Below are 22,190 nucleotides of genomic sequence, written 5' to 3' on the forward strand. Positions count from 1 at the left end.
GCGGGTTCCCAACACTAGGAATTGGCCTTAAGGCTCAGTATGGTCGCGCCGTTTTCGACGCGTGCGGCCCTGCGACCTCAGTCCCGTCCTGCTCCGTCGTGCTGACCGCATACGCTCCCGTTGCCACGCGAGGTGATACCGATGGCCGATAACATCGTCCCGCATTTCCACAATGATGCCGGTGTCCCCGTCATCGAGATCGGCTCGCATGAGTTCATGTGCGTGGGCGCCAATCCGCCGTTCGATCATCCGCACGTGTTCCTCGATCTCGGCAACGACAAGGAAATCATCTGCCCGTACTGCTCGACGCTGTACCGCTATGCGCCGGACCTCGCCGCGGGCGAAGCGCGGCCGCCGGAATGCGTGCTGAAGGACGTTGCCTGATCGGCGTGTCGTGGCATCGCGTACCGTCTATGTGGCTGGAGCCGGGATTGGCGGCCTGACGGCTGCGCTCGCGCTCGCCACCAAGGGCTTCCGCGTCGTCGTGCTGGAGAAGGCTGAACGGCTCGAGGAAGTCGGCGCCGGCCTGCAGCTGTCGCCCAATGCCAGCCGCATCCTGCTCGATCTCGGCCTGGGGCCGCGGCTGACCGCGCGCGCCGTGGTGCCCGACGCCGTCAGCATCATGAGCGCGCGGGCCGGCGGCGAGATCGCTCGCCTGCCGCTCGGCGAGGCCGCGAGCCAGGCGGCTGGCGCGCCTTATTGGGTCATCCACCGCGCCGACCTGCAGGCGGCGCTGGCCGCGGAGGTGATGGCGCATCCGGACGTCGAGCTGCGGCTCGGCTGCCAGTTCGAGGACGTCGCCGCCCACGCCAAGGGCCTGACCGTCGTGCATCGCCGCGGCAATGAGCGCCGCCAGGACGTGGCGCTGGCGCTGATCGGCGCCGACGGCGTGTGGTCGGCGGTCCGGCACCATCTGTTTCCGCAAGTCCGCGCCGCGTTTTCCGGCCTGATCGCCTGGCGCGGCACGCTCGACGCCCGGCAATTGCCACGCGAATTGACCGCAGCACGGGTGCAGCTGTGGATGGGTCCCGAGGCCCATCTCGTCGCCTATCCAATTTCTGCCGGCCGGCAGGTCAACGTGGTCGCGGTGGTGCCGGGGACCTGGAACCGGCCGGGCTGGAGCACGGAGGGTGATCCGAGCGAGCTGAAGGCGGCGTTCGCCCCACCGCGCTGGCCTGCGACGGCGCGCCTGCTGCTCAACGCGGTCGACGGCTGGCGCAAATGGGCGCTGTTCGGCGTCCCCGAAGGCATCGAATGGACCGACGGCAGCGTCGCGCTGCTGGGCGATGCCGCGCATGCCATGCTGCCCTTTGCGGCGCAAGGCGCGGGAATGGCGATCGAGGATGCGGTGGTGCTCGCCAAGAGCCTGAGCGAGGCACGCCCGGACGGTCCCGGCGCGATCCCGGCTGCGCTCAAACGCTACGCCAAGCTGCGCCGTCCGCGCGTCGGCCAGGTGCAGCGCACCGCGCGCAATCAGGGCCGCCTCTATCACATGACCGGGCCGCTGGCGCTGGCCCGCGACCTCAGCATCAAGGCGCTCGGCCCGCAGCGCCTGTCGGCGCGGCAGAGCTGGATCTACGACTGGCGGCTATAGATTGCCGCTGCGGCTGCGGTCAGTAGACCGAGCCGTCGCGCGGCAAGATCGATGGTGCGCCGGAATTGCTCGAGGCCATCGGCCGCGCATTGCGCGCCGGCTTGACCGGCTTGCCACCCTTCGCGGCCACCGGCGCCGGCGGCGTTTCCACGCATTTGTTGCGGCGCCAGGCCTCTTCGGCGAATTGCGACTGGCCCCTGATGGCGACATAATCGTTGCGATACGCGACCTCGGCGACGATGGCGCCGCCGGCTCCGGTCTCCGCCTTGGCCATCAGGCCCTGCAGCTCGGCCGCGCGCGCCGCGAGCGCCTTGCGCTCGGCTTCGAGCTGCTTGCAGTCGTAGAGATCGTATTTGGCGGGATCCGCGAAGGCCGTCGACACGCTGTCGCTCATGCCTGCGCAGCCTGAGAGCAGCCCACCCAACACGAACAGTCCCGCGGCCAGCGCGAGGCGACGGGAACGAAGGCGATCGGTGGTCATGCAGCCTCGATCATGCGGCGGCCTCGAGACGTCGACGCAATTGTGGGCCGATCGGCCGCGAACGGCGGCAGTGTTCGCCTCTGCGATGGTCTTCGGATTCGTCACGCTCACCTCGCCCAGCGACCGGTCCGCAAGGCATGCGGATCCGAATCGTTTTCTCGTGATGGGTCCGTGCCTTACAACGGCCGCTTCGTCCATGTCTTGCACCACGTGATCCCAGACTTGGCAAAGCGCTTCAACGCGAAGGCATCTCAAAGCAGCTGGTGACGGCCGGATTGAGGCTTTACCAAGGCGCTCTCGCTGGCTTAAGCAGAGGATGAGCTTCAGAACCAAAGTGCAACCTCGTCCGGCCTCGCCGGATGGTGCGCCAGGTCTCTGAAATCAAAGCGCGGACGTGGCGGAATCGGTAGACGCAAGGGACTTAAAATCCCTCGATGGCAACGTCGTGTGGGTTCGAGTCCCACCGTCCGCACCAGCGCTATGCGCGCCTTCCTTGACCGCCCTGCCCGGCTCAGTTCAACGCCGCCAGCCGCTCGAGCTCGGCGAGATCGGTGACCTCCAGCGTGCCCTCCGAGATCGTCAGGATCTTGCGATCGCGAAACAGCGCCAGCACGCGGCTGACATGGACCGATGTCAGGCCGACGGCGTCGGCGATGTGCTGCTGCTTCAAGGGAAACGGATAGCGGTGATTCTGCATAACGCTGTGCGCCGCGACGCGCCGCATCAGGCTGAGCAGCAGATGTGCGATCCGACGCTCGGCCGGACGCTGGCCGAGAACGGTGATGAGCTCGTAGGAGGCCCGGCCGTTGTCGCCGAGCGAGCGGAACACCTCCATCATGACCAGCTCGTCGGCGCGACACTGCTTGCGGACCTCCTCGCCATCGAGCCGGCTGACCTGGACCTGGGTCAATGCCTTGGCCGAGAAGCTCATGCCTTTGGCGAAGATCGCCGCCGGCGAGAAGATGTCGCCCGGCAGCAGGAAGCGCAGGATCTGGCGGCCGCCATCCGACAACTGGATGTAACGGAATGCCCAGCCGGTGCAGAGCACGAGCACTTCGTCGCGCGCCTCGCTCTGGCATTTGATCTGCTGGCCCGCCCGGACGGTGAAGAACTGCTGATGGAGCCGCGGCAGCGCCGACTGCTCGCCGCAGGCATTGAACAGCGCGGCACAGAATCCGGAATTGAGGTGAGTGCAGGAGACGCAGCGGGCGGCTAGATCGGGGTCTGATCGCAGCATCAAGGGGGGTGCTTGTGTCCAATCTGTCCGCAGGGCCGGCTTCGTCGCGCGGCCGTCGGCACGCAGCGGCGGCCGCTCCGAGTGAGCGGATGCCGAAGCCTCCGGCATGCCTGACAGCTAAGATGGAACCGGTCCGCAGCGATATAACTTGGATTAATGACGTGGCTGAAAGTCGCGCATTCGTCCGCCCCGGCGGCCTTCACGGCGCGATCAGTCGTTTGGACGCGGATCTCACGCCCAAGCAATGATCGACGCGGCTGGCGCCTACGCCGCCTGCGCTCGTGCCATCAGCTCCGCCATGGTGGTGGACTTGAAGCTCGGCCGCCCCTCCAGCCGGTCGATCCAGGCGACGAGATTGGAATGGCCGGCGGTCAGCTCCGTCCATTCCGGCGTCAACGACGGGACGCTCGCCTGCGGCGCGGCCTGCAGATCCGCCAGTGACAGATGGTCGCCGACCATGAACGGCTGCTCGCCGAGCAGCCGCGACAACTCCGCGATGACGGCTCTCGCCTGCTGCATCGCGCGTGCGATCGCGGCTTCGTTGGTGGTCGTGCCGAAAAATTGCGGGCCGACGATGCGCTGGAAGATGATGACGTTGCAGACGCCCTGGAACAGGTACTAGTCGCTAGTCCATACGCGCGGCCGGATTGACTTCCTCGTCTACGCGCAGCAGGTTACAACCTTTGCGGGACGAATTGTACTAGCCAAATGCATCGAGTGGTTTTCCATTCGTTCGGGACGTGGGACCGGGGGGCCTCACCTTGCGCACAATTTTGCTTGCTACTGCCTCGGGATTGATTGTTTTTGCATGCGCCGCCAGTAGCTGCGTGCAGGTCCCGCGCCGGGATGGGATCGCTGCCGTGGACGTCAATGCTGTCGTCAAACGGATTAAGTGCGACCTTAACAGGGCTGTTCTGGATAAGGCGTACTCACTCTTCCCGGAAGAAAAGCTACCCGAACGGCGGCAGCCCTTCCTCTTTTTGCGCTCGTGGGCTGCCAAGATTCGACTGACGGTCGCCATTGACGATAGCTTCCAGATCAATCCGGGAGCCTCGTACACGCAGCCACTCCGCACCGTGAACAATGTCGCCCAAACCTTCACGATCGGCGCGGGAGGTGGTTTGACGACGCAAGCGATCAGGCAGGAGGACGTAGAGTTTCTTATGTCGTTCAGGGATCTCGATGCGGAGAACGACAGCGGACGTCTGAAGACCGGGCTCTACGACTTCTGTCGTCCCGATCCTGGATTGCTGCTCGAGAGCGATCTGGGTTTAGACCGCCTCATTGACGCGGCTCTCAAGCCGGTCGAGACCGGCGTTTTGAGACCGGGCAACAATTTTGGACCGGGCGCATCGCCGCCGCCTGCCATTCCCAAACTGGACCTCCCGACAATCGTTGCCGAACGGCGAAAGGTCGATCCGAAGGCCATACCTGAGGATTCCATACGAACCATTGCGGCCCAGTCCGAAAAGATGAGGCAATTTTCAACTCAGCTCATTCAGAAATTCAACATTCCTGAACTGGCGGATAAGACCACCAAGGAGCTGACGGAGGCACCGTCGCCGAAGAATGAAAGCGCGGAACGGATCAAACAGATTCTTGCGAACTCGGCCGAAGCCACCCGCATCGAGACGAAGACACAGGCCATCATAAACAATGTGGTGAAGCCTCGTTACAGTATTGCGCAGGGAGCGCTCGACGGATCGTGCCTAAAGCCGGTCGCTGAAGCGCAGTTTGAGGCCATTGCACAATCAGCCAACGTTTCGACGTTCGTTATCAATATCGACAAGGCGGCCGAACTCACTTCTGATCATCCGAGCGCAGCGCCTCCATCTAAAGCGGACGAGGAAAGATTGAAGGAAGCCGCGGAGCAATCCGCGGCTGATCTCAAGAAATTGATTGAGGCCCGCGACAAGGTCGTCGTCGCCACGAATACGATGAGAGACGCCATGCTCACCTGTTTGGTTGAGACGAAGAAGATACAGGAGGAAAAGAAGAGAGAAGGCCCGGCGGTCTTCGATCCGGTGTCAACCATAAGTGAAACAGTCAATTTCTATATAACGCTGACGGGAAGCGTCACACCGACCTGGAAATTGGTGCGGGTGACGGCACCCACCTCGGGAAATTTCCTCTCAGGCACGCGCAAGGATACAAATACTCTGATACTAAGTATGGGTCGACCGACACCTGGATCCAGCGCCGGACCTACGTCCGCCATCGACCAACAAATTCTCTATTCGATACTCGGACAGGCGATCCCAGCATCGAGGCCGTAGCGCCATTTCTCACGCGCCAGCTTACCATCGCGACGCAGAGTGTCGTTAATAGCCCTCGATGGCCAGCGTCGTAGCGATCGCGCCAATAGATGAACCGGGTGCGGGGTCGCCTTCACCTCACCGAAAACCCATTCTGGCGTGCTCCTATTGCGTCTCAAACCCATTGCACTCGACGTCACTCCTTTGGAATGACTTTGACCTCTTTCAGTAAACTTTGCAGTTTGCCTTGTCCGCCGAGCCAACAAATATCTGCAATGTCTTTTCGGGGTCCGCGTACGTTCGCAAGATCGAATCTCGCCATCGATACCGGCCGTGGCGCTCAGCTTGCTCTTCGTCAAATCTGGATATCCGACTGTCCTCGCTGCGTACTTGTCCAACTCTTCTTCACACTTTACGCGCGGATTGTAGAGAGCAAGCCGCACCAGTCCAATGCGCTTCTGCAGCGCATCGCCAAACGGCGAGACATATTGCGCATCCCATATCGGGAAGGATTCGGGATGCTCCATGAAGACCCCTTACGGAAACTCCGATTCGTCGCTGAGCTGTCGATCAAGGCCCTCCTTATTGGCGCCACGAAACCAAGGGGGAACGAACTCTTCAACAGGCTGCCCCCGGAACCTCTCCCCCGGCCACATCACCGCGCGAGCGCGGCGACAATCAAGGTGAGAACTCCGCGACGATGAGGATGAGAGAGCCGACCTGGCGAAAGAGAAAGAGCAGTCCTGCAGCCTCGTTCAGGAGGCCGATACGGCCCGGCTTTGTCCCGAACAGGACAGCGGACTCGGATCAGCGGCGCGATACAAGCTGACGCCCGCCTGATTCGACGTGAACGCAACGTCGCTCCATCAGTATCTGATCTGCAGTGATCTGATCTACGGCTCCGGCGTGGGGCAAGCCCTGCTCGCCGATGACGGCGCGACCGGCGGCTTGTTCCGCGGCGGCAGGCCCGCTCGGCTCGTCGCACCTAAACGACCTGCGGAGGCTACGCCGCCTGCGCTCGCGCCGTCAGCTCCGCCATGGTGGTGGATCTGAAGCTCGGCCGCGTCTCCAGCCGGTCGATCCAGGCGACGAGGTTGGGGTGGCCGGCGGTCAGCTCCGCCCATTCCGGCGTCAACGACAGAAAGCTCGCCTGCGGCGCGGCCTGCAGATCCGCCAGTGACAGATGGTCGCCGACCATGAACGGCTGCTCGCCGAGCAGCCGCGACAACTCGGCGATGACGGCTCTCGCCTGCGGCATCGCGCGTGCGATCGCGGCTTCGTCGGTGGTCGTGCCGAAGAATTGCGGGCCGACGATGCGCTGGAAGATGATGACGTTGCAGACGCCCTGGAACAGGTACCAGTCGCTGATGTTCATCACCTGGTCCATACGCGCGGCCTGCCTGACGTCCGCGGGCGTCAGGGCCGGCTCGGGCAGCATGCGGTCGAGATAGCGCAGGATCGCCTGGGTCTCGTACAACACGAAGCCGTCATGCTCGAGCACCGGCACGCGCCCGAAGGGATGACGCGCCAGATGCGCCGCTCCCTTGGAGTCCCCCGGCGCCAGCGCGGCGAGCCGATACGGCGCGCCCTTCTCCTCCAGCGCGATCAGCACGCTGCGCCCGAACGGGCTTCCCGGCACGGAATGGACCACGAACTCGGACATCACGGTCTCTCCACTCTTATGATGATTTGCTCAGGATGACGTCGGCGGCCGCTCGGCCTCGGCCACGAAACGCTGCAGCAGCCCCGGCCAGCCGCCTTCGACGTCCCGGCGCATCGATGCGCCGGCCTCGCCGCCCATGGTTTCGAACTTGTGGTGCAACAGCTCGACGCGGGTCACGTCCGCGCCTTCGACGACGAATTGCACATCGACCTCCGAGCGCATCGCCGCGTCCGGCTTCCACTGCGCATCGATCTGCCACAGCATGACGAAGCGATGCGGCGGCTCCCATAGCGTGATGGTCGCGACCGTGGTCGCCGTGCCGTCCTCAGCGATCTCGAGCCAGCGACCGCCGAGCTTCGGCTCCAGCAGCACCTTCTCGATCGGCTTGCGGCCGACCCCATGCGTATGCGGCCACCAGCGCGTCAGGCCGCGCGTGAAAACGTCGAACGCATGGTCGATCGGCGCCCGGACATGGACGAGCTTCCGAACCGGCGCGATCACGGCACCCTCACTCATCGATCCTCCCTTTCGTCTGCCGATGCGTGCGCTCCGCCTCGATCTTGAAGGCGAGCAGTGCGTCGTCCCAGAAGCTGTCGAGCCAGTCGCGGAGCTCGGCCAGCCCCTCACGGCGCAACGAGTAAATGCGCCGCACGCCTTCGCTGCGCTCCTCGACCAGCCCGGCATCCTTCAGCACCTTCAGATGCTGCGATACTGCCGGCCGCGACACCGGCATCCCGGCCGCAATCGCATGGACCGGGCGCGGCCCGCCGCGCAGCCGCTCGAGCACTTCCCGCCGCGTCGGGTCCGCCAACACGTTCAGCGCCGTTCCGTAAGCCATAGCTTACTGTAAGCCGCGACTTACATAATGGTCAAGGGCGGCAGGTCGGGGAACGCGAGAGCCTGATCCAGCAGATCTCGCCACCACCGGTTGCAGGAAGAAACCCGCCATTAACCACAACCGACGAGGGTGGAACCAACGGCCGCCGGCGTCCGGGCCGGTCACTGCGTGTGACCTCGCTCAGGCCAGCCGGGCTCGCCATCAATGAGAGGCACGATGCTGGGATTCCGCCGAAAGAACGAACCATCGGACGCCCCGCTTGCGTCCGACACCTCCGCACACGACGCCTTCCAGGACGCGCTGGCGCAGTGCCTCGGCGACTGGGCGGACGGCAAGCTCAATCGCGATATCGGAGGCGTCGATGCTGCCGCGCTGCGCGCCAAGCTCAAGCCGCAACTGATCGAGGCCATCCATCGTCTCGGCACCGCGCTCGCGGCCCGCGCGTCCCAGGATCTCGATTCGGTCGTCGACCTCTGCATCAACAGCAACGAAGCCTCGATCAGCGCGGCGCGCCTGATCGGCGCCTCCAACAATCAGTCCGAACGCTGCCAGAGTCTCGCTTCCGCATCGGTCGAGATGCAGGCCTCCGTACACTCCATCCGGTCGACGTCGACCGAAGCCGCCGCCGAGGCCGCCGCGACGCGCCGGGCCGTCGAGAACAGCGTGACCGCGGTACAACGGACGTTGCAGACGATGAACGGCATCGCCAGCTCCGTGCGCGACACCTCGGCGAAGATCGCCGATCTCAGCGCCGCCTCCGCCGAGATCGGATCCATCGTCGGCACCATCGACGCAATCGCCAATCAGACCAACCTGCTGGCACTCAATGCCACCATCGAGGCGGCGCGCGCCGGCGAATTCGGCAGGGGCTTCGCGGTGGTCGCAGCCGAGGTCAAGAACCTGTCGCAGCAGACCACCAAGGCGACCGAGGACATCAAGGGTCGCATCGAGCGGCTGCAGGCCGAGATGAGCGGCATCGTCGAGGCCATGGCCGGCGGCGCCAAGGCGGTCGAGGTCGGCATGTCCGAGATGAACGATCTGGCGCAGGCGATCGATCAGGCCGGCACCCGGACCGCGGTGGTCAGCACCAAGATGGACGAGATCTCCGGCATTCTCGCCGAGCAGTCCGCCGCAACCGACGAGGTCGCGCAGGGCATCACCATCATCGCCGATCTCGCGACCGCCAATGCCAACGAGGTGATGTCGCTCGCGGACACCATGGGCAAGACGGGCGCAAAGGTCGGCAAGATGCTGGGCGAGATCGCCAAGCTCTCGCTCGACAACCAGGTGGTGAGATTGGCCAAGGCCGATCACGTGATCTGGAAGAAGCGGCTGGTGGACATGTCGGTCGGCCGGCTGCAACTTCGCGCCGACGAGCTCTCCGATCATCACACGTGCCGGCTCGGCAAATGGTACTATGGCGAAGGCGGCCAGCGTCTGGCCGGCGATCCGGCATTTCGCAACCTCGAACGCCCTCACGAGGCGGTGCATCGCCACGGCAAGGAAGCCGCGCGCCTGTTCAGCTCAGGGCGCATCGATGAAGCCCTCAACGAGATCGGCAAGGTCGAGGTCGCTTCCAGCGAGGTGTTGGCGGCGCTGGACGAGATCAGGGCCTCATAGCTACGAGGCTGCTGCCGACGTCACGTCACTCCATCCGCGCGTCATCCGGGGCGTGCGCAGCACGGGCCCGGAATCCATAGCCACAGGACAGAGCGTGGTGCGAGATGGCCGTGGCGCTTGTCTTCGCCACATGACGGCGCGTGGATATGGATTCCGGGCTCATCGCTGCGCGATGCCCCGGAATGACGGCGAGAGAGCCGGCCCCGTCGGCAGTCGCGTAGCCCGGATGAGCGCGGCGACATCCGGGTCTCCTCCACAGCGCGTTTGAACCCGGATGTCGCTATCGCTCATCCGGGCTGCGGCTACGGGCCGCGGCCGACATCTCGTCACTCGCTCTTGTCGACGTTCCAGAACACCGGCACGGCCTGCCCTTCCAGGACGCCGGTGATCGATTTGCGCCAGGCGCTCGGCATGAACCATTGGCCGAGCGGCACGTAGATCACCTGGTCGTACACCTCCTGCTGAATCTGGGCGGCGATCCGCTTCTGGTCCTCCGGCTTCGTGGCCTTGGCGAAGGCGTCGCGCAGCTCCTCCATCTTGGGATCGTCGGGCCAGCCGAACGGGCTCTTCTGGCCGCGTGCGCCGACGAAGGTGCTGCCGATCGGATTGCCGGAGTCGGCGATCACCGAGTTGGTGAAGAACATGTTCCAGCCGCCCTCCTTGGGCGGCTTCTGGCTGGCACGCCGCGTCACCACGGTCTGCCAGTCCGTCGTCTGCAGATCGACCTTGAAGCCGGCCTCGCGCAACAGCTGCGCGGCGACCACCGGCTGCGCCTTCAGGGTGATCGCATCGCCCGGCGCGAGGATCACGACGGGCGTACCGTCGTAGCCGGCCTCGGCCAGCAGCTTCTTGGCCTGCTCCATGCCGTTGCCCTTCACCAGCGTCTCCGAGCCGATGTCGGATTCGAGCGGCGTGCCGCAGCCGAACACGGCGCCGCAGATCGTGTAGTACTTGGCGTTACCGACGAGCGCGTCGAGCACATCCTTCTGGTTCAGCGCCAGGAACGCCGCACGGCGGATCTTCACATTGTCGAACGGCGGAAACAGGAAGTTCATGCGTCCCAGGGTCTGGTAGCCGAACTTGTTCAGCACGTTCATCGAAAGATCGGGATTAGCGGCGAGCACCGGCTCGAGGTCGAGCGGCGGGAATTCCATGAAGTCGATGTCGCCCGCCTGCAGCGCGTTGACCGCGGTCTGCGCATCGGGCATCGAGACCCACTCGACGCGGTCGACCTTCACCACCTTGCCGCCGGCCGTCCAGCTCGGCAGCTCCTTGCGCGGCACGTAGTCGGCGTTCTTCTCATAGACCGCCTTCACGCCCGGCTGGAATTCCGCCTTGACGAACTTGAACGGTCCGGAGCCGATCTGCTCCGAAATCTGCTGGTTCGCGGGCGTCTCGGCGAGACGCTTCGGCATCATGAACGGCACGTAGGAGGACGGCTTGCCGATCGACTCCAGCACCAGGCCGTAAGGCTCCTTCAGCTTCAAGGTGATGGTCTTGGCATCGGTGGCCTCCAGCGAGGCCGTGGCCTCCATCAGCTTCTGGCCCATGCTGTCGTTGCGGCTCCAGCGCTTCAGCGAAGCGACGCAATCCTCGGCGGTGACCGGCGCGCCGTCGTGCCACTTCAGGCCATCGCGCAAGGTGAAGGTGTAGGTCAGCTTGTCGTCCGAGACCTTCCACTCCGCCATCTGCGGCTGGACCTGAAACTTGGCGTCGGTCCCGAGCAAGGTGTCGTACACCATGTAGCCATGGTCGCGCGTGATGTAGGCCGGCGTGAACACGGGATCGATGACGCGCAGATCCGAATGCATCACCGCCGTGATCATCTTCTTGCCGGCGGCGAGGGCCTGGGTCGTTACGCCCGCCATCGACACGGCCATGACCGAGGCGACGAACCATGAAACGAGCGCGGATGAGGTCCGGCGCGAAGTATGTGACATGCGATCTCTCTTGGCGTGGCTTCCATCCGAGGGCCCTGATACCGATCAAGGCCTGACGAGGCGTCTTGCGTCGCGTCTGCAAACGCGGAGCAAAGAGTCTCGGCAAGGAGACTTGCAGCAGTTCCATCGCAGGTCAATCGCCATGGGCGCATGGGTCACCGCATCGCACGGATGCACATGGCGCGGCTGCGACGATGGCGTCCCGCCATCTGGAACTCGGCTGCACCTGGTCCGTTATGCGCACCAGCAAGGAGCTTGACGATGCCGAATGAAGTCACCGAACCGCGGGATAATGGCCGACGTCCGACCGCACCTATCCGCACCGGCAAGACGCCACCCCAGGATCAGACCAGCCCGCCCTTGATGGTCGACGGTCTGGAAGCGGTCCGCGATCCGCACTGCTGACGCGCGGCTCATGCACAAGGCGAGCGCAAGAACAAGAGAGAGACGCGGCGAAGTCTCCGCTTCACCGCGTCTCTCGTTGCGTCACGAGTTCGGCGCGCGGCCTTACTCGCTCTTGTCGACGTTCCAGAACACCGGCGTGGCCGGGCCGTCGAGCACTCCGGTCAGCGACTTCCGCCAGCCGCTCGGGAGCAAATACTGGCCGAGCGGGATGTAGATCACCTTCTCGTAGTTCTGCTTCTGGATCTCGGTGGCGATCTTCTTCTGCTCCTCCGGCGAGGCGGACCGCGCATAGGCGTCGCGCAGCTTCTCGATCTCGGCATCCTCGGCCCAGCCGAACCAGCCGCCCTTGGTGCCGCGGCCGCCGATCGACACGTTCGCCACGGGATTGGCGACGTCGGCGCCGACCCAGTTGGTGAAGAACATGTTCCAGCCGCCCTCCTTCACGGGCTTCTGGCTGGCGCGCCGTGTCACCACCGTCTGCCAGTCGGTGGCCTGCAGGTCGACCTTGAAGCCGGCCTCGCGCAACAGCTGCGCCGCCACCACGGGCTGCGCCTTCAAGGTGGTGACGTCGCCCGGCGCCATGATCGCGATCGGCGTGCCGTCATAGCCGGACTCGGCAAGTGCCTTCTTGGCTTCCGCCATGCCGTTGCCCTTGATCAGCGTCTCGGCGCCGACATCGGTCTCGAGCGGCGTGCCGCACACGAACACGGCGCCGCAGATCTTCTGATACTTGTCGTTGCCGACGAGCGCGTCGAGCACGTCCTTCTGGTTCAGCGCGAGGAAGGCCGCGCGGCGCACCTTCACGTTGTCGAACGGCGGGTTGAGGAAGTTCATGCGGCCGAGCGTCTGGTAGCCGAACTTGTTCAGCACGTCGATCTTGAGCTCGGAGTTCGACTCCAGCACCGGCAGCATGTCGTAGGGAAGGTTCTCCATGAAGTCGATGTCGCCCGATTGCAGCGCGTTCACCGCGGTCTGTGCGTCCGGCATCGTGACCCACTCGACGCGGTCGACCTTCACCACCTTGCCGCCGGACGTCCAGCTCGCCGGCTCCTTGCGCGGCACGTAGTCGGTGTTCTTCTCGTACACCGCCTTCACGCCCGGCTGGAATTCCGCCTTGACGAATTTGAACGGGCCCGAGCCGATCTGCTCGGAAATCTGCTGGCCCTGCGGCGTCTCGGCGAGACGCTTCGGCATCATGAACGGCACCAGCGAGGACGGCTTGGCGATCGACTCCAGGACGAGTCCATAGGGCTCCTTCAACTTGAGCACGATGGTCTTGGCATCGGGCGCCTCCAGGCTCGCCGTGAAGTCCATCAGCTTCTGGCCCATGCCGTCGTTGCGGCCCCAGCGCTTCAGCGAAGCAACGCAGTCCTCGGCGGTCACCGGCGTGCCGTCATGCCATTTCAGGCCGTCGCGCAGGGTGAAGGTGTAGGTCAGCTTGTCGTCGGAGACCTTCCAGTCCGCCATCTGCGGCTGGACCTTGAAATTCGAATCGGTCGCCAGCAGCGTGTCGTAAACCATGTAGCCATGGTCACGGGTGATGTAGGCCGTCGTGAATCCGGGATCGATGACGCGCAGATCCGAATGCATCACCGCCGTGATCGTCTTCTTGCCGGCTGCGATGGCCTGGGTGCTCAGCGCCGTCGAGAGCGAAAGCACGGAAACGGCGAGGCTCGTCGCGAGCGTCAGACGTTTCCAGCGCGGGCTGTGGAACATTACGAGGTCTCCTGAGTGGATGGTTTGACCTGAAACTGATCAGATCCAGATCATTCGTTGGGCGTGCAGATCAATCCTTGTGCGAACTAACATGCTGTAAGTCGCAAGCTTTCGACAGTTGCAGAGGTCGCCTTTCGCGTCAATCCGCATTCAGCGCATGCGGCCCGTGGCTGACAATGCCGTTAACGTCTGCATAGCTTTCGCTTTACAAAGCGCGCCCGCCTGCGTCTCGTGTCATGAGATCGCGACAATGCCTTGAGAGAGCACCAATGAATCCAGCCCATCTTCCCTTTGATACCGAAATCATGCTGCAGGGCTTGCGCGGCTGGGTCGAGTGCGAAAGTCCGACCTGGGACGCCGCCGCGGTGGAGCGCATGCTGGATCTCGCCGCGCGCGACATGGCGATCCTGGGTGCGACGATCGAGCGCATCGCCGGGCGCCAGGGTTTCGCCGGCTGCGTGCGCGCCCGATTCCCGCACCCGCGGCAGGGTGAGCCCGGCATCCTGATCGCCGGCCACATGGATACCGTTCACCCCGTCGGCACGCTGGCCAAGCTGCCTTGGCGCCGCGAGGGCAACAAATGCTATGGGCCCGGCATCTGCGACATGAAGGGCGGCAACTATCTCACGCTGGAAGCGATCCGCCAGCTGATCAAGGCCTCCATTGCGACGCCGCTGCCGATCACCATCCTGTTCACGCCGGACGAGGAGGTCGGCACGCCTTCGACCCGCGACATCATCGAAGCCGAGGCGCAGCGCAACAAATACGTGCTGGTGCCCGAGCCGGGCCGTCAGGATAATGGCGTGGTGACCGGCCGCTACGCCATCGCCCGCTTCAATCTCGAGGCGATCGGGCGCCCGAGCCATGCCGGCGCGCGGCTCGGCGCGGGTCGTTCCGCCATCCGGGAAATGGCGCGACAGATCCTCGCCATCGACGGCATGACAACGGAGGACTGCACCTTCTCCGTCGGCATCGTTCATGGCGGCCAGTGGGTCAACTGCGTCGCCACCACCGCCACCGGCGAAGCGCTCAGCATGGCGAAGCGGCAGGCCGACCTCGATCGCGGCGTGGAGCGCATGCTGTCCCTGTCCGGCACCGCCGACGACGTGACCTTCAAGGTGACGCGCGGCGTGACGCGGCCGGTGTGGGAGCCGGATTCCGGAACCATGGCGCTGTACGAGAAGGCGCGCGGCATCGCCGAGCAGCTCGGCATGGCGTTGCCGCACGGCTCGGCAGGCGGCGGCTCGGACGGCAACTTCACCGGCGCGCTCGGCATTCCGACCCTCGATGGCCTCGGGGTGCGCGGCACCGACATGCACACCCTGAACGAGCACATCGAGATCGACAGCCTCGCCGAGCGTGGCCGCCTGATGGCGGGGCTGCTCGCGACCCTGGCGTAGGATTGCCTCCGGGCAAGATCTCGTAGCCCGCATGAGCGCAGCGTCATGCGGGGTCATCGCCGCAACGCGCGAGACTCCGGGGTCGCTTCGCTCTCCCGGCTACGCACCGCCTGCTGCGCAGCAGCACGGTTTCATTTTCCGGGACCAGCACGGTGAGTAGACAACGGCTCCACGGCGCGCGCATGATGGCATGCGGCTTGCAAAGTTTCCGCGCGAAGGTTCGCCGCAAAGTGCTGCGACTTTGTTCGCAAATGCGACGGTTCGCGCGGATCACGAACACCGTGTCGTCCCGTGTGCACGAGCAGATGAGCGAACACCGGAGACCTTGAAAGCGATGGATATCGGTGACATGCACACTCTCTCACGACGTTGCGCGCGTCGCCCCAGCACCATGAAGGCGGTTCTCTCGAGATGATCGGTTATCTGCTTCGCCGCATCCTCGCATCCATCCCCGTGATGGGCGTGGTGGCGCTGTTCGTCTTTCTCCTGCTGCGGCTGACGCCGGGCGATCCCGCCGCGATTCTCGCCGGCGACAACGCGACCCCTGAGCAGCTCGAGCGCATCCGCACCACGCTCGGACTGAACGAGCCGCTCTACATCCAGTTCTTCACCTGGATCAATCAGCTGCTGCATGGCGATCTCGGCGTATCGCTGATCTCGAAGGTGCCGGTGCTGCAGATGATCGGCCAGCGCATCGAGCCGTCGATCTCGGTCGCGATCTCGACCATCATCCTGTCGATCCTCGTCGCCGTCCCGCTCGGCGTCATCGCGGCCTGGAAGCACGGCACCTGGATCGACCGTTTCGTGATGGCGCTTTCGGTGATCGGCTTCTCGGTGCCGGTATTCGTCATCGGCTACATCTTGATCCAGTTGTTCGCGATCAACCTGCGCTGGGTCCCTGTCCAGGGCTTCAAGAGTCTCAGCGCCGGCTTCGGCCCGTTCTTCGAGCGCATCATCCTGCCGACCTGCGCTTTGTCCTTCATCTACGTCGCGCTGATCGCGCGCATGACGCGCGCCGCGATGCTCGACGTGCTCGGCGAGGACTTCGTGCGCACCGCGCGCGCCAAGGGCGTCAGCGAGATCGCGGTGCTGTTGCGCCACGCATTGCGAAATGCGGCCGTGCCCGTCATCACCGTGATCGGCTCCGGCTTCGCGCTGTTGATCTCCGGCGTCGTGGTCACCGAGAGCGTGTTCAACCTGCCCGGCATCGGCCGCCTCACCGTCGACGCCGTGCTGGCGCGCGACTATCCGGTCATCCAGGGCATGATCCTTCTCACCTCGTTCATCTATCTCGCGGTCAATCTCCTGATCGACCTCGCCTACACCCTGCTCGATCCACGCATCCGCTACTGAGGCCCTCATCCGATGGCGATCGTTACCACCCCTGAGCCGTCGATCCCGGTCACCACGCGACTGGGTCCCCGGTTCGGCTTTCTCACCTCGACCCCGATCATCGCCGTGGCGACCGTCTGCCTGTCGCTCATCGTGCTGATCTCGATCCTGGCACCGCTGCTGGCGCCGCACGATCCCGTGCTGCTCGCTCCGGCGCAGCGGCTCAAGCCGTCGAGCGCGCAACACCTCCTCGGCACCGACGCCTATGGCCGCGACCTGTTGTCGCGCACGATCTATGGCGGCCGCATCTCGCTTCTGGTCGGCGTCGGCGCCGCGATCATCTCGATCGCGATCGGGCTCGTGATCGGCCTCGTCTCCGGCTTCTTCCGCTGGGTGGACGCCATCCTGATGCGCGTGATGGACGGCCTGATGGCGATCCCGAGCATCCTGCTCGCCATCGCCGTCGTCTCGCTGTCGGGCGCCAGCGTCGGCACCGTGATGATCGCGATCACCATCGTCGAGATCCCGCGCGTCGCGCGCCTGGTTCGCTCGGTCGTGCTGACGGCACGCGAGGAGCCCTATGTCGAAGCTGCGATTTCATTGGGCACGTCGATGCCCAAGATCATGTGGCGGCATCTGATGCCGAACACGATCGCGCCGCTGATCGTCCAGGGCACCTACATCTGCGCCGCCGCCATTCTCACCGAGGCGATCCTGTCGTTTCTCGGCGCCGGCATCAGCCCGGAGACGCCGACCTGGGGCAACATCATGGCCGAGGGCCGCTCCTACTTCCAGATCAAGCCATCGCTGATCTTCTGGCCCGGCCTGTTGCTGTCGATCGCCATCCTCTCGATCAACCTGATCGGCGACGCCGCGCGCGACGCGCTCGATCCGCGCATGAAGCAGCGCGAGGCCGGCAAGTGACGGCTATGCCTGGGGCGAACCGAAAAACGACGACGTCATTCCGGGGCGCGTCGGAGACGCGAACCCGGAATCTCGAGGTTCCGGGTCTGGTCCTTCGGACCATCGCGGAACGACGACACAGAGAGCTTTGAAATGACCGACACCATCCTCGACATCGACAATCTCGTCGTCACCGTCGGCAAGACGAAGAACCCGAACGGCCCGCGCATCATCGACGGCGTCTCGATCAAGGTCGAAAAGGGCGAGACGCTCTGCGTCGTCGGCGAAAGCGGCTCCGGCAAATCGGTGACGTCGCTGACCACCATGGGCCTGTTGCCGAAGAACGCGCTGCATGCCGTCGGCGGCAGCGTCAAGCTGGTCGGCGAAGAGCTGCTCACCGCGAGCGATCGCCGGCTGCGCGAGCTGCGCGCCACCCGGATGGCGATGATCTTCCAGGAGCCGATGACCGCGCTCAATCCGGTCGTGCCGGTGGGCCGCCAGATCGACGAGGTGCTGCGCGCGCATACGTCCCTCGATGCGCGCACGCGGCGCAAGCGCATCCTCGACATGATGGAGCAGGTCCACCTGCCCGACGTCGAGCGCATTTTCGGCTCCTATCCCCATCGCCTGTCCGGCGGCCAGCGCCAGCGCATCATGATCGCGATGGCGCTGGTGCTCGAGCCGAAACTCCTGATCGCCGACGAGCCGACCACCGCACTCGACGTCACCACGCAGAAGCAGATCCTCTCGCTGATCCGCGAGTTGCAGCGCGATCACGGCACCGCCGTGCTGTTCATCACCCACGACATGGGCGTGGTCGCCGAGATCGCCGATCGCGTCTCGGTGATGCGCCAGGGACGCTTGGTCGAGACCGGCGCGCTCGACAAGATCCTGCGGGCGCCCGAGATGGACTACACGCGCAACCTGCTCGCTTCCGTGCCCAGCCTGATCCCGCGTCCGCCGCGGCCGGACAGCACCGAGCCGGTGGTGCTGGAGACCAACGAGCTCGGCAAGGTCTATCGCGAGCGTTCGTTCCTCGGCAAAGCGCGCGAAGTCGTCGCCGCGCAGAACGTCACGCTCACCCTGCGCAAGGGCCGCACGCTCGGCATCGTCGGCGAAAGCGGCTCCGGCAAGTCGACGGTGGCCCGCTGCATCGTCCGGCTGATCGATCCGACCTCCGGCGGCGTCCGCCTCGCCGGCCATGAGATCTCGATCCTGACCCGCCGGCTGCTGCAGCCGCATCGCAAGCGGATCCAGATCGTGTTCCAGGATCCCTACCGCTCGCTCAACCCGCGGCTGACCGTCGGTGAAAGCATCGCCGAGGGACCGGTCAACTACGGCACCTCGCATGACAAGGCGATGGCGCGGGCGCGCGAGCTGCTCGAGCTGGTCGGCCTGCCCGCGGACGCGATCTCACGCTACCCGCACCAGTTCTCCGGCGGCCAGCGCCAGCGCATCGCTATCGCCCGCGCGCTCGCGCTCGATCCCGACGTGCTTGTCGCGGATGAAGCGGTGTCTGCGCTCGACGTCTCGGTACAGGCGCAGGTGCTGGAGCTGCTCGACGAGATCCAGCGCCGGCTCGGCATCGCCATCCTGTTTATCACGCATGACCTGCGCGTTGCCGCGCAGATCTGCGACGACGTCGTCGTGATGCAGAAGGGGCGCATCGTCGAACAGGGTCCGGCCGGCGAGATCCTGACGCATCCGAAGGAAGCCTACACGCGCGCGCTGCTCGAAGCGGCGCCGGGACGGAACTGGGACTTCGCCAACTTCCGGCCGGTGTCGGAAGCAGTGGCGTAGCAACGCCACCCACCGCCGTCGCGGCAAGCGGTGAAGCAATCCAGACTGGATATCTAGACGGATCCTGGCTTGCTTCGCAGCGAAGCAATCCAGGCGGCCCGGGGACTCTGAACTGCGTCGCTGAGCCGGCAAGGACCCACGACGAGACGCCACCGCGCCAACGCGCCGTCATCGTGGCCCGCATGCAAAACGGCATCGCTCGATCGCTTGCGTGGGCCGCGATACGCGGTCTAACGTCATCGCACCACCAACAGCCTGAGGCGGAGTGATGACGCGCGTCGCGATCGGCGGCTTTCTGCACGAGACCAATACATTCGCACGGACGAAAGCGGACTACGACGCGTTCATGCATGGCGGCGGCCGCGCCTCGATCGCCGATGCGGCCTCCGTGCTCACGACGATGCGCGGCATCAATGCCGGCCAGGCCGGCTTCATGGCGGTCGCGGAATCCTACGGCTGGGACGTCGTGCCCACCATCGCCTGCGCGGCGAGTCCCTCGGCGCATGTCACCAGGGACGCGTTCGAGCGCATCACGACCGTGATGGTCGAGCGCATCAAGGCCGCCGGCCCGCTCGACGGCGTCTATCTCGATCTGCACGGCGCGATGGTGGCCGAGCATCTTGACGACGGCGAAGGCGAGATCCTGGCGCGCGTGCGCAAGGTCATCGGCCCGAACGTGCCGCTGGTCGCGAGCCTCGATCTGCATGCCAACGTCACGCCCGAGATGATGGCACATGCCGATGCGCTGATCGCCTACCGGAAATATCCGCACACCGACATGGCCGACACCGGCCGCGCCAGCGCCGAGCATCTCTCCCTGCTGCTGCGCGCAAAGGCGCCGCTGGCGAAAGCCTTCCGGCAATTGCCGTTCCTGATCCCGATCAGTTGGCAATGCACCAACGACCAGCCGACCAAGGGCATCTACGAGAAGCTTGCGGCGCTGCAGAGCGAGGCCGTGCCGACGCTGTCGTTCGCGCCCGGCTTTCCCGCCGCCGATTTCGCGCATTGCGGCCCGAGCGTGTTCGCCTATGGCCGGACGCAGGCCGACGCGGACGCCGCGGCGGATGCGATCGCGGCGATCGTCGCGGGCCACGAGGATGATTTCGACGGCCGCATCTACGCACCCGATGACGGCGTGCGCCATGCGATGACGCTGGCGAAGACGGCGACACGCCCGATCGTGATCGCCGACACCCAGGACAATCCCGGCGCGGGCGGTGATTCCGATACGACCGGCATGCTGCGCGCGCTGGTGCGCAACCGCGCCAGCCGCGCCGCGATCGGCATGATCTACGATCCGCAAGCGGCGCTCGCCGCGCACGCGGCCGGCGAAGGGGCCACCGTGACGCTGTCGCTCGGCGGCAAGAGCGGCATTCCCGGCGATGCGCCGTTCGAGGAGAGCTTCATCGTCGAGAAGCTGTCCGATGGACGTTTCGTCGCGCCGGGTCCGTTTTACGGAGGCCGCAAGATGGAAATGGGACCGTCAGCGTGCTTGCGCATTGGCGATGTCCGCGTCGTCGTGGCTTCGCACAAGTCCCAGCTCGCCGACCAGGAAATGTACCGCTTCGTCGGCATCGAGCCGACCGCGCAGGCGATTCTCGTCAACAAGAGCTCAGTGCATTTCCGCGCCGATTTCGAACCGATCGCGGAACATCTCCTGATCTGCGCCGCGCCCGGCGCGATGCCCGCCGATCCCTCCACTTTGCCCTGGACCAGCCTGCGTCCGGGCGTCCGCCTCAAGCCGAACGGTCCGGCGTTCAAAGCTTAAACCTCTCCAGGAAAAAGCACCCATGCCCACCATCGATCGCATCCAAGGTTACGCCGACGAACTCACCGCCATCCGCCGCGACCTGCACGCCCATCCCGAGATCGGCTTCGAGGAGACGCGGACCTCCGGCATCGTCGCCGAGAAGCTCGCGCAATGGGGCATCGAGGTGCATCGCGGCCTCGGCGGCACCGGCGTGATCGGCGTGCTCAAGGGCAAAGGCGATAGCGGCAAGAGGATCGGCTTGCGCGCCGACATGGATGCGCTGCCGATGGAGGAGAACACCAACCTGCCGTGGCGCTCGACGATCCCCGGTCGCTTCCATGGCTGCGGCCATGACGGCCACACCACGATGCTGCTCGGCACCGCGCGCTATCTCGCCGAGACCCGCAATTTCGACGGCACCGTGCACTTCATCTTCCAGCCGGCAGAGGAAGGCCTCGGCGGCGCGCGGGCGATGATCACGGACGGCCTGTTCCAGAAGTTCCCGTGCGACGAACTGTACGGCCTGCACAACGCGCCCGACCTGGAGCATGGCGAGATCGCGATCCTGCCCGGCCCGGCCATGGCCGGCGCCGATTTCTTCGACATCCGCATCTCCGGTTACGGCGCCCATGGCGCGATGCCCGAGCGCTCCAAGGACGCGGTGGTGATCGCGACCAGCGTGGCGCAGGCGATCCAGACCATCGTCAGCCGCAATGTCGAGCCGCTGCAGGCGGCCGTTGTCTCGATCACGCAGATCCATGCCGGCTCGGCCTACAACGTCATTCCCGGCGATGCCTGGCTGTGCGGCACCGTGCGCGCGTTCTCGGACCCCGTGCGCGCGCTGGTGCGCGAGCGCATGCGCGCGATCTGCGCCGGCATGGCGGCGGCGTTCAATTGCGAGATCGATGTCGACATCCGCGACACGTTCAGCGTGCTGGTGAACCAGGAGGAGCAGTCCAAGGTCGTCGAGCAGGTCGCGCGCACCGTGGTCGAGCCGTCCAAGGTGCTGACCCGCTCGACGCCGAAGATGGGCAGCGAGGATTTCGCCGACATGCTGCAGACGATTCCGGGCGCCTATTTCTGGGTCGGCCATGACGGCTCGGTGCCGGTGCACAATCCCGGCTACGTGCTCGACGACAAGATCCTGCCGATCGGCGCCAGCATGTTCGCCCGCATCATCGAGACTCGTCTGCCGGCAGCTTAGCGCTGATCTACGTCAATGAGCGGGCGCGAATTGAGATGAACTTCGGCAACGG

At 65.1% G+C, this 22,190-nt stretch carries 19 protein-coding genes and 1 tRNA gene; 12 read left to right on the top strand and 8 right to left on the bottom strand.

All coding sequences use genetic code 11. From position 1 onward, the window contains the following. The first annotated feature begins 141 nt into the window (after positions 1–141). The gene (locus QX039_RS16350; RefSeq protein ID WP_006611181.1) at positions 142–384 is read left to right on the top strand and encodes a zinc-finger domain-containing protein; all 243 of its coding nucleotides are present in this window, start codon (positions 142–144) and stop codon (positions 382–384) included. Positions 385–394: 10 nt separating this feature from the next. Continuing rightward, entirely contained in the window at positions 395–1,594 is a 1,200-nt protein-coding gene (locus tag QX039_RS16355) for an FAD-dependent monooxygenase (RefSeq protein WP_315737481.1), read from the top strand. A 19-nt stretch (positions 1,595–1,613) separates the two neighbouring features. Here QX039_RS16355 and QX039_RS16360 read toward each other — a convergent pair whose 3' ends face one another. Further along, entirely contained in the window at positions 1,614–2,075 is a 462-nt protein-coding gene (locus QX039_RS16360; protein ID WP_315737480.1) for a hypothetical protein, read from the bottom strand. Between the two features lie 388 nt (positions 2,076–2,463). On the opposite strand from QX039_RS16360, the gene QX039_RS16365 reads away from it, so the two are divergent. Then, positions 2,464–2,550, top strand: a tRNA-Leu gene (locus QX039_RS16365). Positions 2,551–2,586: 36 nt separating this feature from the next. On the opposite strand, the gene QX039_RS16370 is transcribed toward QX039_RS16365, so the two are convergent. Together QX039_RS16370 and QX039_RS16375 are read right to left on the bottom strand one after the other, a co-directional pair. After that, complete coding sequence (locus QX039_RS16370; RefSeq protein ID WP_315737479.1) at positions 2,587–3,312, bottom strand: Crp/Fnr family transcriptional regulator; 726 nt, start codon at positions 3,310–3,312, stop codon at positions 2,587–2,589. 264 nt (positions 3,313–3,576) lie between these two features. Beyond that, positions 3,577–3,927 carry a glutathione S-transferase family protein gene (locus tag QX039_RS16375; RefSeq protein ID WP_316219516.1) on the bottom strand — a complete coding sequence of 117 codons (351 nt, stop codon included), beginning with the start codon at positions 3,925–3,927 and terminating at the stop codon, positions 3,577–3,579. Between the two features lie 245 nt (positions 3,928–4,172). Here QX039_RS16375 and QX039_RS16380 point away from each other — a divergent pair, with 245 nt between their 5' ends. Beyond that, positions 4,173–5,588: a hypothetical protein gene (locus QX039_RS16380; protein WP_315737478.1), complete on the top strand. Its 1,416-nt coding sequence runs from the start codon at positions 4,173–4,175 to the stop codon at positions 5,586–5,588. A gap of 982 nt (positions 5,589–6,570) precedes the next feature. Here the strand turns inward: QX039_RS16380 and QX039_RS16385 are convergent. The 3 genes from QX039_RS16385 to QX039_RS16395 are packed head-to-tail and all read right to left on the bottom strand — an operon-like array spanning position 6,571 to position 8,068. After that, a complete protein-coding gene (locus QX039_RS16385) occupies positions 6,571–7,230 on the bottom strand; it encodes a glutathione S-transferase family protein (protein WP_315737477.1) in 660 nt (219 codons plus the stop codon). A gap of 30 nt (positions 7,231–7,260) precedes the next feature. Continuing rightward, complete coding sequence (locus tag QX039_RS16390) at positions 7,261–7,746, bottom strand: SRPBCC family protein (protein ID WP_315737476.1); 486 nt, start codon at positions 7,744–7,746, stop codon at positions 7,261–7,263. Further along, positions 7,739–8,068: a metalloregulator ArsR/SmtB family transcription factor gene (locus tag QX039_RS16395; protein ID WP_315737475.1), complete on the bottom strand. Its 330-nt coding sequence runs from the start codon at positions 8,066–8,068 to the stop codon at positions 7,739–7,741. The genes QX039_RS16390 and QX039_RS16395 overlap by 8 nt, the downstream gene beginning before the upstream one ends. A gap of 216 nt (positions 8,069–8,284) precedes the next feature. On the opposite strand from QX039_RS16395, the gene QX039_RS16400 reads away from it, so the two are divergent. Further along, positions 8,285–9,688, top strand: coding sequence for a methyl-accepting chemotaxis protein (locus tag QX039_RS16400; RefSeq protein ID WP_315737474.1), 1,404 nt, complete (start codon positions 8,285–8,287; stop codon positions 9,686–9,688). Positions 9,689–10,014: 326 nt separating this feature from the next. Here the strand turns inward: QX039_RS16400 and QX039_RS16405 are convergent, their stop codons facing one another. Continuing rightward, on the bottom strand, positions 10,015–11,628 hold the full coding sequence (locus QX039_RS16405; protein WP_315737473.1) for an ABC transporter substrate-binding protein: 1,614 nt from the start codon (positions 11,626–11,628) through the stop codon (positions 10,015–10,017). A 261-nt stretch (positions 11,629–11,889) separates the two neighbouring features. Here QX039_RS16405 and QX039_RS16410 point away from each other — a divergent pair, with 261 nt between their 5' ends. Beyond that, positions 11,890–12,033 carry a hypothetical protein gene (locus QX039_RS16410; protein ID WP_315737472.1) on the top strand — a complete coding sequence of 48 codons (144 nt, stop codon included), beginning with the start codon at positions 11,890–11,892 and terminating at the stop codon, positions 12,031–12,033. A 102-nt stretch (positions 12,034–12,135) separates the two neighbouring features. Here QX039_RS16410 and QX039_RS16415 read toward each other — a convergent pair whose 3' ends face one another. Then, positions 12,136–13,749, bottom strand: a complete 1,614-nt coding sequence (locus QX039_RS16415) for an ABC transporter substrate-binding protein (RefSeq protein WP_315737471.1) — start codon at positions 13,747–13,749, stop codon at positions 12,136–12,138. Positions 13,750–14,018: 269 nt separating this feature from the next. On the opposite strand from QX039_RS16415, the gene QX039_RS16420 reads away from it, so the two are divergent. From QX039_RS16420 to QX039_RS16445, 6 genes are all read left to right on the top strand, one after another. After that, entirely contained in the window at positions 14,019–15,149 is a 1,131-nt protein-coding gene (locus QX039_RS16420; protein WP_315771086.1) for a M20/M25/M40 family metallo-hydrolase, read from the top strand. Positions 15,150–15,560: 411 nt separating this feature from the next. Next, positions 15,561–16,502, top strand: coding sequence for an ABC transporter permease (locus tag QX039_RS16425; RefSeq protein ID WP_315737469.1), 942 nt, complete (start codon positions 15,561–15,563; stop codon positions 16,500–16,502). A 12-nt stretch (positions 16,503–16,514) separates the two neighbouring features. Continuing rightward, positions 16,515–17,405, top strand: a complete 891-nt coding sequence (locus QX039_RS16430; RefSeq protein WP_315714711.1) for an ABC transporter permease — start codon at positions 16,515–16,517, stop codon at positions 17,403–17,405. A gap of 132 nt (positions 17,406–17,537) precedes the next feature. Further along, a complete protein-coding gene (locus QX039_RS16435) occupies positions 17,538–19,184 on the top strand; it encodes an ABC transporter ATP-binding protein (RefSeq protein ID WP_315737468.1) in 1,647 nt (548 codons plus the stop codon). Between the two features lie 268 nt (positions 19,185–19,452). Further along, positions 19,453–20,952: a M81 family metallopeptidase gene (locus tag QX039_RS16440; RefSeq protein WP_315737467.1), complete on the top strand. Its 1,500-nt coding sequence runs from the start codon at positions 19,453–19,455 to the stop codon at positions 20,950–20,952. A gap of 22 nt (positions 20,953–20,974) precedes the next feature. Further along, positions 20,975–22,138: a M20 aminoacylase family protein gene (locus QX039_RS16445; protein WP_315737466.1), complete on the top strand. Its 1,164-nt coding sequence runs from the start codon at positions 20,975–20,977 to the stop codon at positions 22,136–22,138. The last annotated feature ends 52 nt before the right edge of the window (positions 22,139–22,190 follow it).

Source organism: Bradyrhizobium sp. SZCCHNR1043, from assembly GCF_032489675.1.
GTDB lineage: Bacteria > Pseudomonadota > Alphaproteobacteria > Rhizobiales > Xanthobacteraceae > Bradyrhizobium.